General features: G+C 39.1%; 11 protein-coding genes and 1 pseudogene. 2 read left to right on the top strand and 10 right to left on the bottom strand.

Annotation, left to right across the window (positions count from 1 at the left end):
- Window positions 1–153: 153 nt before the first annotated feature.
- The 7 genes from ABWU87_RS14515 to rfbA form a co-directional block, all read right to left on the bottom strand.
- Complete coding sequence (locus tag ABWU87_RS14515; protein WP_353331932.1) at window positions 154–627, bottom strand: hypothetical protein; 474 nt, start codon at window positions 625–627, stop codon at window positions 154–156.
- 552 nt (window positions 628–1,179) lie between these two features.
- On the bottom strand, window positions 1,180–1,566 hold the full coding sequence (locus tag ABWU87_RS14510; RefSeq protein ID WP_353331930.1) for a hypothetical protein: 387 nt from the start codon (window positions 1,564–1,566) through the stop codon (window positions 1,180–1,182).
- 65 nt (window positions 1,567–1,631) lie between these two features.
- Window positions 1,632–2,258, bottom strand: a complete 627-nt coding sequence (locus ABWU87_RS14505) for a hypothetical protein (protein WP_353331928.1) — start codon at window positions 2,256–2,258, stop codon at window positions 1,632–1,634.
- Between the two features lie 1,821 nt (window positions 2,259–4,079).
- A complete protein-coding gene (locus ABWU87_RS14500; protein ID WP_353331926.1) occupies window positions 4,080–4,664 on the bottom strand; it encodes an acyltransferase in 585 nt (194 codons plus the stop codon).
- Window positions 4,651–5,793, bottom strand: a complete 1,143-nt coding sequence (locus ABWU87_RS14495; RefSeq protein ID WP_353331924.1) for a DegT/DnrJ/EryC1/StrS family aminotransferase — start codon at window positions 5,791–5,793, stop codon at window positions 4,651–4,653. Before ABWU87_RS14495 ends, ABWU87_RS14500 begins: the two co-directional genes overlap by 14 nt.
- Window positions 5,790–6,929: a dTDP-glucose 4,6-dehydratase gene (rfbB, locus tag ABWU87_RS14490; protein ID WP_353331923.1), complete on the bottom strand. Its 1,140-nt coding sequence runs from the start codon at window positions 6,927–6,929 to the stop codon at window positions 5,790–5,792. The genes ABWU87_RS14495 and rfbB overlap by 4 nt, the downstream gene beginning before the upstream one ends.
- Before the next feature lie 3 nt (window positions 6,930–6,932).
- Window positions 6,933–7,805 (bottom strand): glucose-1-phosphate thymidylyltransferase RfbA, encoded by an 873-nt coding sequence (gene rfbA / locus ABWU87_RS14485; protein ID WP_353331921.1) that lies wholly within the window; start codon window positions 7,803–7,805, stop codon window positions 6,933–6,935.
- A 275-nt stretch (window positions 7,806–8,080) separates the two neighbouring features.
- Here rfbA and ABWU87_RS14480 point away from each other — a divergent pair, with 275 nt between their 5' ends.
- Window positions 8,081–8,710 carry a hypothetical protein gene (locus tag ABWU87_RS14480; protein WP_353331919.1) on the top strand — a complete coding sequence of 210 codons (630 nt, stop codon included), beginning with the start codon at window positions 8,081–8,083 and terminating at the stop codon, window positions 8,708–8,710.
- Here the strand turns inward: ABWU87_RS14480 and ABWU87_RS14475 are convergent.
- From ABWU87_RS14475 to ABWU87_RS14465, 3 genes and pseudogenes are all read right to left on the bottom strand, one after another.
- Window positions 8,711–8,800 (bottom strand): annotated as a pseudogene (locus tag ABWU87_RS14475) (metallophosphoesterase family protein); the annotation flags it as partial. It abuts the gene before it with no gap.
- 44 nt (window positions 8,801–8,844) lie between these two features.
- On the bottom strand, window positions 8,845–9,645 hold the full coding sequence (locus tag ABWU87_RS14470) for a hypothetical protein (RefSeq protein ID WP_353331917.1): 801 nt from the start codon (window positions 9,643–9,645) through the stop codon (window positions 8,845–8,847).
- A 39-nt stretch (window positions 9,646–9,684) separates the two neighbouring features.
- The gene (locus tag ABWU87_RS14465) at window positions 9,685–10,176 is read right to left on the bottom strand and encodes a metallophosphoesterase family protein (protein ID WP_353331915.1); all 492 of its coding nucleotides are present in this window, start codon (window positions 10,174–10,176) and stop codon (window positions 9,685–9,687) included.
- Window positions 10,177–10,238: 62 nt separating this feature from the next.
- Between ABWU87_RS14465 and ABWU87_RS14460 the strand changes: the two genes are divergently transcribed.
- Window positions 10,239–12,326, top strand: a complete 2,088-nt coding sequence (locus ABWU87_RS14460) for an RNA degradosome polyphosphate kinase (RefSeq protein ID WP_353331913.1) — start codon at window positions 10,239–10,241, stop codon at window positions 12,324–12,326.
- Window positions 12,327–12,335: the final 9 nt, after the last annotated feature.

Here is a 12,335-nt window from a genome sequence, read left to right as displayed (position 1 = left end):
GGCATTTTTATATATTTTGATAGCGGTTAATGCATATATCAAAATTACGAATAGTGTTACAAGTATAATAATTATCGTTTTCATCTTATTTTTGATTTTTGGTTAATTAAATAATAGGACATCCTTTAAAACAAATACTTTATCAAAATATCATTAATTTAAGCAACAATCTTTTTTCCACACACCGAGTTTATCTAGAATAACAAGTTCAAAAACCTTTTTCAGTTTTAAGTTTTCTTCTTTACTCAGCTCTTTGGAATTTATTGTTTTCCAACTTGCAAAATTAGGAGATGTTGTAACTCCATCAAAACCAATTTCTGTTTGAACATCTTTCACCTCTTTGCTGACATTTATAACACAATGCATCGTTGTTTTTATACTTTTCACATAGAAATAACAAATATAGAAATTATTGTTATAATGATCTGGGTATATACCTTCTTCTCCATTTTCAAAAGTTGTAATCACATTGTATTGAGGATTATTTTTCTTTAGGTCTTTGATCCTTGCAATCAAAGAATCAGTTGGCATATCGAACTTGTAGTATTCAGCATAAGGATAACTTCCAGATATAATAAAACAGGAACTTAGAAAAAGCAAACAGCACAATATAAGATAGTTTTTCATAATTATTTAATGTTATAGTTAAACTGGACATGCAAACTTTTTCCGGACAGAAAGTTTGCAAATCCACAGCTAATTAAGAGGAATGCTATAATTCTGAACTGAAATAATTTTAAAAATTATAAACATTATTGAAGCCAGCAAATAAATTATAAATTCATACAATAATATTTTACTTTTATAGCTACTTATTGAAAGGCAATATTTAAGTAACTTATTAACAATCCATAAAATAAGAATAGCAATTAATATTATAACAAAATCAACTAATAATCTTGTAAAAAAATAATCCATAAGACTATCAGAAATTATTTTTTTCTGTCTTTCTGCACTCGCAAGAGAAACAGATGAGACAAAAAACAATATTCCTAGAATAGGAATGCTTATAATTAAATTAACTATATAATTTATATACTTTTTAATATTTAAATTCACAATTATCGATTTTAAATTTTCCGTTCTAATAAAATAAACTTAATACCACTATCAGTGACAGTAGTTTACACCGAGGCTGAACTTAGTTTAGCTGCTTCTGACCTCCCCCCGAAATCAAAATTAGTTTCTTGACTTATACTCCCAAATACTTTTACCTTTGAATGATTCATTTATCAACACAGCCCCAATTATCAGCAGAATGGCTTCTAATGTAAAATATAAATAATATCGATAAGGATTTACCCTCTCCTGAACAACACAATATTCCCCAGGTATATATCTTACCAAAATAGAATCACCTAATGAGTAATTTAGATTATCAATTTTCCCTGCATTAATTTTCATTCCGTTTATTAATACATAACATCCTCCATTGGGCCTAGATATTCTGCCATAAAATTCCACAATAGGAGCTTTAATTAGAGTTCCATTAACTCTAATATTTCTATCTGAGTAGGTGAAATAAAAACTCATGAAGAACAATCCAATACATAGCACACCTAACATCAATAACAATTTATTTATTTTTATCGAATTTTTATTTGTAACAAAACTTATTGCAGAACTAATCTTTACTTAAGCAGGTATAAATATTTCTTCTTAGTCACTTTCACATAAGCTTTCTGACTCGGCAAAAAATCAATATAATATGTACGATTTGAAGTCCAGTGAACAAATTCAACAAACCCATGCTTCAAAGATGCTGTAATATAATAGGGGTCAGCATAACCCATTCTCAAATCTTGTTCTATTCTGAAGATCGTTATACTGTCCTTTAATTGGGGATTATAGTACCGTCCCTGCATATTAATAAGTAAGTAACATGGATATGGATTCAAATAACAGACTTCTGATGTTTTATTTTTAGCTTTAAAGTCAAACAACTCCTGTGTTTTAATTGTGTCTAAATATTTACCTTTCAATGTTTTTATATAAACGATGCTATCTTTCAACCAGATAATCCCTTTAATATCAAAGACCCCCTTATTAGGGGTAAGCAACTCACAATATTGGATATTATTTTTATAATATATTGGTTTCAACATGATGGAGTCAACTCCAAGCAATATTGACCTATCTTTTACAGAATCGAACTTAGCATATTGATTCATGTTTTTAAAGAAACTCAATTCAGTGGAGGCTCTTCTACATCCAAAATTTATAGCAGCAATTATAATCAAAAAATATACCTTTTTCATTTTTATCGTACAATTAACAGAGCCAAAAGGGTAGCTGATAAAAAACCGGTCTTAAGACAGGACGGAACATATTCGTCAAAGAAAAAAGAAGAGACTAATTTAATAAACCCTAATACATATATTACCCTTAATAGATTTTTCATGGATTATTTGAACTTAATGGTTTATATTCTTCAAGAATAAACATATCAACAATTCACTGTTATGAAAAATTCATGTGCTGAACAACAAATGTAAACAATTATATTTCATTTTAAGCCTTTTAATATAATATTTATTCAACTGGATTAAAGCGGGGTGGCACAGGTGGCACTAAAAAAGAGTGTTTTACGGTTCCAGAAAATGAAAAATAAAAATTCTTCTAAAATACTTTTTTTCGATTTACGATTTACAGAAAGGTAAAAGGGTTGTTTTCTCTGCCACCTCTACCACCCATTGTTGTACACTTCACTCATTATCAATGGTGTATAATTTATAAATAAAAGATTCGCGGTGGCAGACAATTGCTTACACTACCATTTTAAACCTAGTATTGGGCTCATTACTGGCTAACAATGCTTCACGATGGTGTAGATGGTGTAGATAAAACGACTGTTTTTCGGTTTTAGAAAATGAAAATTGAAAATTCTTCTAAAATACTTTTTTTTAAATATGATTTTCTGGAAGCGTAATAAGCTTGTTTTTAGTGCACCATCTACACCACCCTTTTTTATACAGCTATTAATCAACACATTACATCTGACTAAAAGTGGTATAGAGCAATTCTTTCAAACGAAAACGTCACTAGAAAGAGATATAAACGAGGGGGGGTAGGCATTGAGAGCGGATAAATACAGCACATCACTACTCTGTTGTGTGAGTTGACCTTAGCATACTCGGGTTAAATGGGGACAGGCTAATAAAGAATAGCATTTTATAGCTTCTTTATCATCCCACAAATCGGGTTATTAACTATGGTGGGTTGAAGCAATGCTGTTTGTAAGCAACCAACATCCAATAGTTGGATAAGGGAACTGCGCTAATATACTAATCCTGCATTCGAGAAGAGGTAATCAAAACAACAGGAAGAACTAACCAAAACAACGGCAATGATTATCCCAATCTTGTACATGTTTCACTTCAATCATGTACATGTTTGGATGCAATCTTGTACATGATTACCCCCTAATCTTGTACATGATTGGGGTAATTGTCAGTGTTATCCGGGGTAATTCACGGCCTGATTTCTCTAATCGTTAGTTTTGGGTTGACTAATGTTGCTTTAAAATCTGTAATGGGTTGACCAATGAACTCTTAACCCTGATTTGGGTTGTCTTTAAGAACTACAACACAGATAATCAGACACATATCACTACAAGAACGTTCTCTAGGTGGAGAGGGTGGAGAGGGTGGAGAGAAAACAAAGGTTTTTCGGTTTCAGAAAATGAAATTTGAAAAATCCTCAAAAATATTTTTTTTCAAATATGAAATTCTGAAACCGAAAATAGGACTATTTTACTCCACCCTCTCAACCCCGGTAGTTATGAAAATGACTTTATCCTGAGTCGTTCTTTCTTTTGTGAACAATTTTAGTGTCAGTAGTGTCAGTAAAAATAAGGTTTATCCGGTTTCAGAAAATGAAAAACGAAAATTCTTCAAAAAGATTTTTTTTGGTTTTACGATTTACAAAACGAGAAAAAGAATGTTTTCTCTGCCACACTGCCACTAAAATACTTTACATCTACATTCTATGCCAACTTTATCTTTTGATAAAAGCTTAAAAAAGGTAGCCTTTCTGCAAGACTACCTCTTTTATATACTATTGATTTACAATCGATTTGATTAAATACAGGAAACAGAACCCTCCTTCAGAAGGTATCGCTGCCCACTTTCGGGACAGGTAGCCTCACCATGTTCGTTGAAAGTTAGTTTGTGACCATATTGGCTTACCCATCCTGTTTGATGGGCAGGGTTTCCCATAACCAGTGCATAAGCGGAAACCTCTTTGGTTACCACGGCTCCGGCACCAATCATGGCATATTCGCCGATGGAGTTTCCGCAGACAATGGTAGCATTGGCACCGATGGTTGCCCCACGTTTCACCAGGGTTTTACGGAACTCTTCCTTTCGGTTGATAAAGCTACGGGGATTGATTACGTTGGTAAAGACACACGAAGGCCCCAGAAACACATCGTCTTCACAAGTAACGCCGGTATAAACCGATACATTATTCTGAACCTTCACGTTGTTTCCCAACACTACCTGTGGAGAAATAACCACGTTCTGCCCAATGTTACAACCCTTCCCCAACTTGCAACCGGTCATCAGATGAGAAAAATGCCATATTTTTGTGCCCTCCCCTATCTGGCAGCCGGAATCGACCACCGCCGTTTGGTGAACAAAATAGCTTTTCTCACTGCTCTGCATACTCCCGTATCTTTTCGATGATAAAGTTCTGCACTTCTTCCGTGAGTTCAGTGTGCATTGGCAACGAGAGCACCTGCTGACAAAGTAGTTCCGAGGTGTTTAACTGCTCTCCTTCTCGCACAATATCTGCAAAAGCCTGCTGGCTCTGCAACGGAAGCGGATAGTAAATCATGCTGGGTATGCCGTGCGAAGCCAGAAACGTTTTCAGCTCGTCACGGCTGCCATCGGTCACCTTCAGCGTAAACTGATGGAACACATGGGTGGTGTACGGCATCTTTCGAGGCAAAACCAGCGAAGGGAGGTCGAAAAGACCTTCGTAGTAGCGGTTGGCAGCTGTCTGCCTTGCTTCGATATAGTCGTTCAGATGGTGCAACTTCACATTTAGAATAGCCGCCTGAATGGTATCAAGACGGGAATTGCAACCTACTACATCGTGAATGTATTTCTTGGATTGGCCATGAGAGGCAATCATCTTTGCCCGGAATGCCAGTTCATCGTCGTTAGTCATCAATGCACCGCCATCGCCCATGCAGCCCAGGTTCTTGGTAGGGAAAAATGAGGTGCAGCCAAAGTGCCCCATTGTACCGGTTTGCTGTTCTCTTCCGTCAGTAAAGGTATGAACAGCCCCGATGGACTGGGCATTATCCTCTATTACATACAGGTCGTTCGCCTCCGCCAGCTGAAGGATTTCCTCCATCGGGCAGCTCTGTCCGAACAGGTGGACCGGAATAATCGCTTTTGTTTTGTTGGTAATGGCTTTCCTGATGTGAGCCGCCGATACGTTGAAATTATCGTAATCCACATCCACCATTACCGGCACCATTCCCAGCAAGGCAATCACTTCTGCCGAGGCAATATAAGTAAAAGCCGGAACAATCACTTCGTCGCCGGGTTTCAACCCCAGTGCCATTAATGCAATCTGCAGCGCATCGGTGCCATTGGCTACGGGTATCACATGGCGTGCCCCGGTGTAGCTCTCCAAATTATTTGCAAACTCCCCAACCGGCAAACCGTTAATAAATGAGGTTGAATCTATTACATCCTGAATGGCGCTGTCAATCTCAGGTTTTATTTTCAGGTACTGACCTTTAAGGTCTACCATGGGGATTTGCGTGTCACTTTGTATCATCTGTCACCGTACATCTTTTCGTAGTAATGCTGGTAATCGCCGCTGGTGACCTCTTCCACCCACGCCTGATTTTCCAGATACCACTTTATTGTTTTCACAATACCCACTTCGAACTTGGTTTGAGGAAACCAGCCCAGTTCATTTGTAATCTTAGTGGGGTCAATTGCATATCGTTGGTCATGACCAAGACGGTCAGTCACAAACGTAATAAGAGATTCGTTTATCCAGTCGATAGAGATTTCTCCCTTTTCGTTGTATTCTTTCCTTTTGAGTACCTGGCGATATTCCGGATTCTCCGTCATCATCTGATGGATGGTGGAGATAGTTAGCTTCACAATCTCTATGTTCTGCTTCTCGTTATGTCCGCCCACGTTGTATACTTCACCTTCACGTCCATCACGCACCACAATATCAATTGCCTTACAGTGGTCTTTTACATACAACCAGTCGCGTACGTTCTTTCCATCTCCGTAAACCGGAAGCTTCTTTCCTTCCAGAATATTCTTGATGATGAGTGGAATCAGCTTTTCGGGGAAATGGTAAGGACCATAGTTATTGGAACAACGAGTGATGCTGACCGGCATTTTATATGTATCGAAATAAGCCATCACAAACATATCTGCACTGGTTTTTGATGCACTGTATGGGCTGTGCGGACAAAGCGGTGTTGTTTCTTTAAAGAAGCCTGTTTCTCCAAGACTTCCGTAAACCTCATCGGTAGAAACCTGATGGAAGCGTACCCCTTCTCGCCAGGTGGGATAACCTTGTTCGTCTTTACCGGTAACCCATGAGCGGCGTGCGGCATCGAGCAGGTTCTGAGTCCCAAGGATATTTGTCAGCAAAAAAAGCTGTGGATTCTCAATACTTCTGTCTACATGACTCTCTGCGGCGAAATTCACCACGTAATCAAACTGATACTCAGCAAAAAGTTTGTCGGCCAGTTCACGGTCGCAAATATCTCCTTTCACGAATTCGCAACGGGTATGGTCTATGTCATTGGCAATAGTGCCCAGGTTACCCGCATAAGTCAGCAAATCCAGCGCCACCACTTTAATGTCCGTGTGTTTTGCCAGAATATATTTCAAGTAGTTCGCTCCGATAAATCCGGCAGCTCCGGTTACCAAATAAGTTTTCATATGTTATTTTTTTATTTTAGCCAGTTCAATCAAATATTTACCGTATTCTGTTTTATCTAACTTCTTGCCCAGAGTGAGCAGCTGTTCGGTAGAAATCCATCCGTTGCGCCATGCAATCTCTTCGATGCAGCTTACATAAAAGCCCTGACGGTTCTGAATGGTTGCCACGAAATTAGATGCTTCCAGCAAGCTGTCGCAGTTTCCGGTATCGAGCCATGCAAATCCGCGTCCAAACAATTCCACTTTCAGACTGCCCTCTTCCAGATACATCTTGTTCAGGTCGGTAATTTCATATTCTCCACGAGCCGAAGGTTGCAGTTTAGCAGCTTTCTCGGTCACTGTGGAGTCATAGAAATAGAGCCCCGGCACCGCATAATTGCTCTTGGGTTGTTCAGGTTTTTCTTCCAGAGAAATCACCTTTCCGGTTTCATCGAACTCTGCCACGCCATAAGCCCTGGGGTCTTTTACATAATAGCCAAAGATGCATGCACCATTTGTGGTACTAGCAGCCCGTTCCAGCATTTTTGAAAACCCTTGTCCATAAAACAGGTTATCGCCCAGAATCAGGCATCCGGGTTCACCGTTCAGGAATTCGGCTCCAAGCACAAAAGCTTGCGCCAGTCCGTTGGGATTCTCCTGAATTTTATATTGGAAATTCATGCCTAGCTCTTCTCCAGTACCCAGCAGCTCTCTGAACATAGGAAGGTCGCGGGGAGTAGAGATTATCAGTACTTCCCGAATTCCGGCCAGCATCAATGTGGACAACGGATAATAAATCATCGGTTTATCGTACACCGGCATTATCTGTTTCGATATAGCTTTCGATAGCGGATATAAGCGGGTTGCGCTTCCGCCGGCAAGAATAATTCCTTTCATAGTCTGAATTGTTATGTTATAAACGCAAATTACGGAAAGTTATTTGATATTGCAAAATAATTCAACGAGAGATAGAGCAGTTTTTATTAAATTCTTACGTTTATAGAAATAAAAGGATATCTTTACACATCAATTAAATCTAAATCTATAAAATATTTATTACGATCAATGCTGGTCTTAGCTATCTTCCTAGGCATGGGATGCGATTGTAACACACAACAACAGTATACCCCGTACGCACAATAATAGATATAACGACCGGCGCCAATGTGAATATGTTTGAACCGAAGTTTGGAAATGCCTCGGATTGTCTGTTAAGCACCAAAACAATCTCTCCTTTTATTAAAAGCAGATTAAGCTATTTTTTTAATTCCCGATGGGGAGCATTCATCGATTTAAAGATAGCTTCTGCAACACATTCTGGAAAAGATGTTTCAACATTAATACCAGACGGTTATTATAACCTGGGGAGTTTTTTCGATGGAAACAACAATGTAGTTCTTTTTGACGGAAGTGTTGGGGGAACATACCGTATTGAAAAGAAGAACTGGATTATCCGTACCAGATTAGGATTCGGTATTGGAGAAATGTTGGCAAAGAATTCAGACTTCAACCTGAAAGAAAAGGGAGGCAACAATCTTTATCAAATTAGATACTCCGCAGGTGACAGTGAGACGGGAACTGACGATCTTCTTTTCTTAAACCCCGGAATTAGTTTGGGTTACAAGTATAGAAAGATTCTTTTCAACTTGGATGTTGATTACACACAATTCTTACAAAAAGTTGATTATACATATAAAGTAACCGATGCCTATACCCGTGAAGTTATTGAGACAAAAATAATGGCCCCCAAAAACCTTTCCGGAAAACTTGGCATCGGCATAGGAGTCAGTTTCAACTATTAATCACCCGGCAAGTTCAATCACCTCCAAATCCTTGAACTCTCCCTTGTCAATCACGAAGCGAACCATGGTACGTACCTTGTGGAAACCGTATATCCTCTCTACTCCGGAGGTTATATGGGGTATTCGCAGGTTAATCAGAGCTGATAAACTGTAAAATTAGCATACCTTGAATCTCTTTTCCACATATGTCTCAGTCCAATTCTTCCTGATTTAAGATCTTTATGGTTGGCCGTACTAAAGTGAAAAAGAGTCTCTCTTTCATTATTCTTTACCATCATATAAATCATGTTTCTGCATTTAATTATGGTTATATGATGTTTTACACCCGGTTCGAAAAAAAGAATATTTGAATATTCGGGGGTTAAGGCTGTACCTTGAAGACCTTTACCTGTTTCGGGGATATAACGACGTGCTCGCAGATAGTTTTTTTCAGTTCCACCCGCACCGTTTACAGCATAACTGATGTGATAGGCAGACATGTGATTAAAATAGATATCCATTGACGGAGCTTTTCTTAACGACCTCCAGCAATAGATATCTTTTGTATACTCTCCCATCCCACTTCCTTCAGCCAAAAGATAGATAATATTTACGTTGTTGGGAACCGAAAGGGTATCTAATCGGGTAAAGTCATATTCAATGCGAATATCACCTGAGAATGTTTGTTTAGTCCAAAGTACAGCATGCGAAGCATCATTATCTATACATTTTCCTGCATAGAAATCCATTCCATCAGGACCATTTATTATTCGCGCTTGTTCACCATCCAAAAACCACTTATTTTTCCACTTTGTTTTACAATCGTCTGTAAACACTTGTTTCCAGTTTAGTTTGGTAGCTATATCAAACTCAGCCTCAGGAGATCTATTATCTTGAGCTACCGCCGGAGTTATCAACAATGATAAAAAACTGATAAACAACAACATGCATTTCATACAATATCAATATAGATGGATTATTAACAGGTTGGGTAATTACCCGGCAAGTTCAATCACCTCCAGGTCCTTGAACTCTCCCTTGTCAATCACGAAGCGAACCATGGTACGTACTTTGTGAAAACCGTATATCCCCGCCGCTCCCGGATTTATATGGAGCATTCCTAGGGTCTTGTCGTATTTTACCTTGAGTATGTGCGAGTGTCCGCTGATAAACAACTTTGGCGGACGAACCAGGATACTTCCCTGAATTGACGGGTCGTAATTTCCCGGATAACCACCGATGTGCTTTATTAAAACTTCGGCTCCTTCCACTGTAAACCGGTTGATTTGAGGATACAATTTCCGGATATCTTGTCCGTCTATATTTCCATAAACCGCCCGCAACGGTCTGAAAGCCGCAAGCTTTTCGGCCACTTCGATCGACCCAATGTCTCCTGCATGCCAAATCTCATCACACTCCTCAAAATACTTCAGATATTTCTCATCCCAATAGCCGTGAGTATCTGATAGTAACCCTATTCTTACCATTTTTTGCATTTTTATGATTGCAAATATAGTTAATTACTTATATTTACGGCAAAATTGTTGCTATGGAAAACGCTTATCGATACTTTAAACGCGATATCAGTTGGTTGTCTTTCAACTATCGTGTGCTGCTGGAGGCTGATGATGAAAGCCTTCCTCTTTATGAGCGCATTAATTTCATTTCAATATATTCTTCAAACCTGGAAGAGTTCTATAAAATCCGGGTTGCCGACCATAAAGCCAATGTTTCGGGTGCCCGGACTGATGAGGAATCTATTCAGAGCTCACTGGATACGCTTGAAGAGATCAATAATGAGGTAAACAAACAATTGGAAGAAAGGGTACGTATTTATGAAAAGAAAATAATTCCTGCACTGAGAGAGAATAATGTAATTTTCTATCAGAGCAAAGAGGTGGAACCTTTTCATGAAGAGTTTGTACGGAACTACTTTAGAGAGGAGGTCTTTCCTTTCTTACAACCCGTACTGATTTCTAAAGGTGAAATTGTATCGTTTCTGAGAGACAACCGGCTTTACCTTGCAGTGAGGTTGTTTAGGAAAAACTGTCCTGAAGGAGACCCTTCACGGGTTCAGTATTTTGTTATTAAACTACCATACAGCAAGGCGCCCCGCTTTGTAGAGCTTCCTCAGCACGAAGGAAAATACTATCTGATGTATCTGGAAGACATCATTAAAGCTAATATCGACACCATTTTTCCGGGATACGATGTGGACTGCTGTTACAACATCAAGATTTCGAGAGATGCAGATATCCTGATTGACGATAAATTGAGTGGAAACATTGTAGAACAGGTGAAGAAAAAGGTCAAAAAACGCAAAATAGGGGCCGTATGCCGTTTTGTATACGACCGTCAGATGCCGGGCGATTTTCTCAGCTTTCTGATGGATGCTTTCCATATTAACCTGAATGAACTGGTACAGGGTGAGAAGCACCTGAACCTGGAAGACTTGTGCCATCTGCCCAACCCCAATAAGCTGCTGAGGATAAACGAAAAGCCCCTACCCATGAGATTGAATTACCTGGACAAGAGCTCTTCTATCTTCAAGTATGTCAAAAAGAGGGATTTGCTGGTACACTACCCATACCATTCTTTCGAACATTTCATCCATTTCCTATACGAAGCGGTTCACGATAGCATGACCAAGGAAATTATGATTACTCAATACCGGGCTGCGGAAAACTCCGCCGTAATCAATACACTAATCAGTGCTGCGCAGAATGGGAAAAAAGTAACCGTATTCGTGGAACTGAAGGCTCGGTTTGACGAAGAAAACAATCTGGAAACGGCAGAACTGATGCATAAGGCAGGGATTAACATCATCTATAGCATACCAGGACTGAAGGTTCATGCCAAGGTAGCCCTGATTCTGAGACATAGCGACAAGAATAGCGACAAGTACATACCCAGCTACGCATACATCAGTACCGGAAACTTTAATGAAAAAACCGCAAAGGTATACTCGGACATGGGGTTATTTACATCGAATAAGGAAATTGTTGAAGACTTGCATACCTTATTCCTGACACTGGAAAAGAAGGTTGAAAGGGCACAGTTCAAGAAACTACTGGTGGCCCAGTTTAACCTGATTCCGGAACTCATCAAAATGATTAATCACGAGATAGAATTGGCAAGAGAGGGGAAGAAGGGAAAAATTATTCTAAAGATGAACGCGCTTCAGGATCAGAGCATGATCAACGAACTTTACCGCGCCTCGGAAAGTGGAGTGGAGATTGATCTGATTGTGAGAGGTATTTGTTGTCTGATTCCGGGGCAGCCTTTCAGCAGGAACATCAAGGTTACACGTATTGTGGACAGTTTTCTGGAACATGCACGGGTGTGGTATTTTCATAATGATGGAAACCCAAAAGTATTTATCGGCTCAACCGACTGGATGCGACGAAACCTATACCGGCGCATTGAGGCTGTCACCCCGATTCTCGATGAGGAACTGAAACAGGAAATAATTGATATACTGAACATTCAGCTGCAGGACAATAAGAAGGCGTGCTTTGTGGACGAGAATTTGCAAAATAGGTTTAAATACAATCCGTCGGAAGCACCTATAAGGTCACAATATGTTATCTACAATTTTCTGAAAGACAAAAATTCACTACCTTTGCGCCCAAATTAGCAAAACCAG

This window comes from Bacteroides sedimenti, assembly GCF_040365225.1.
Lineage (GTDB): Bacteria > Bacteroidota > Bacteroidia > Bacteroidales > Bacteroidaceae > Bacteroides > Bacteroides sedimenti.
The sequence above is the reverse complement of the archived record's forward strand: the minus strand, read 5'-3'. Positions and strand labels throughout refer to the sequence as shown.

Excerpts from the sequence above, each read along its gene's own strand:
- ABWU87_RS14515 (WP_353331932.1), bottom strand. The coding sequence starts at position 627 with ATGAAAAACTATCTTATATTGTGCTGTTTGCTTTTTCTAAGTTCCTGT.
- ABWU87_RS14510 (WP_353331930.1), bottom strand. The coding sequence starts at position 1,566 with ATGTTAGGTGTGCTATGTATTGGATTGTTCTTCATGAGTTTTTATTTC.
- ABWU87_RS14505 (WP_353331928.1), bottom strand. The coding sequence starts at position 2,258 with ATGAAAAAGGTATATTTTTTGATTATAATTGCTGCTATAAATTTTGGA.
- ABWU87_RS14500 (WP_353331926.1), bottom strand. The coding sequence starts at position 4,664 with ATGCAGAGCAGTGAGAAAAGCTATTTTGTTCACCAAACGGCGGTGGTC.
- ABWU87_RS14495 (WP_353331924.1), bottom strand. The coding sequence starts at position 5,793 with ATGATACAAAGTGACACGCAAATCCCCATGGTAGACCTTAAAGGTCAG.
- rfbB (WP_353331923.1), bottom strand. The coding sequence starts at position 6,929 with ATGAAAACTTATTTGGTAACCGGAGCTGCCGGATTTATCGGAGCGAAC.
- rfbA (WP_353331921.1), bottom strand. The coding sequence starts at position 7,805 with ATGAAAGGAATTATTCTTGCCGGCGGAAGCGCAACCCGCTTATATCCG.
- ABWU87_RS14480 (WP_353331919.1), top strand. The coding sequence starts at position 8,081 with ATGTTTGAACCGAAGTTTGGAAATGCCTCGGATTGTCTGTTAAGCACC.
- ABWU87_RS14470 (WP_353331917.1), bottom strand. The coding sequence starts at position 9,645 with ATGAAATGCATGTTGTTGTTTATCAGTTTTTTATCATTGTTGATAACT.
- ABWU87_RS14465 (WP_353331915.1), bottom strand. The coding sequence starts at position 10,176 with ATGGTAAGAATAGGGTTACTATCAGATACTCACGGCTATTGGGATGAG.
- ABWU87_RS14460 (WP_353331913.1), top strand. The coding sequence starts at position 10,239 with ATGGAAAACGCTTATCGATACTTTAAACGCGATATCAGTTGGTTGTCT.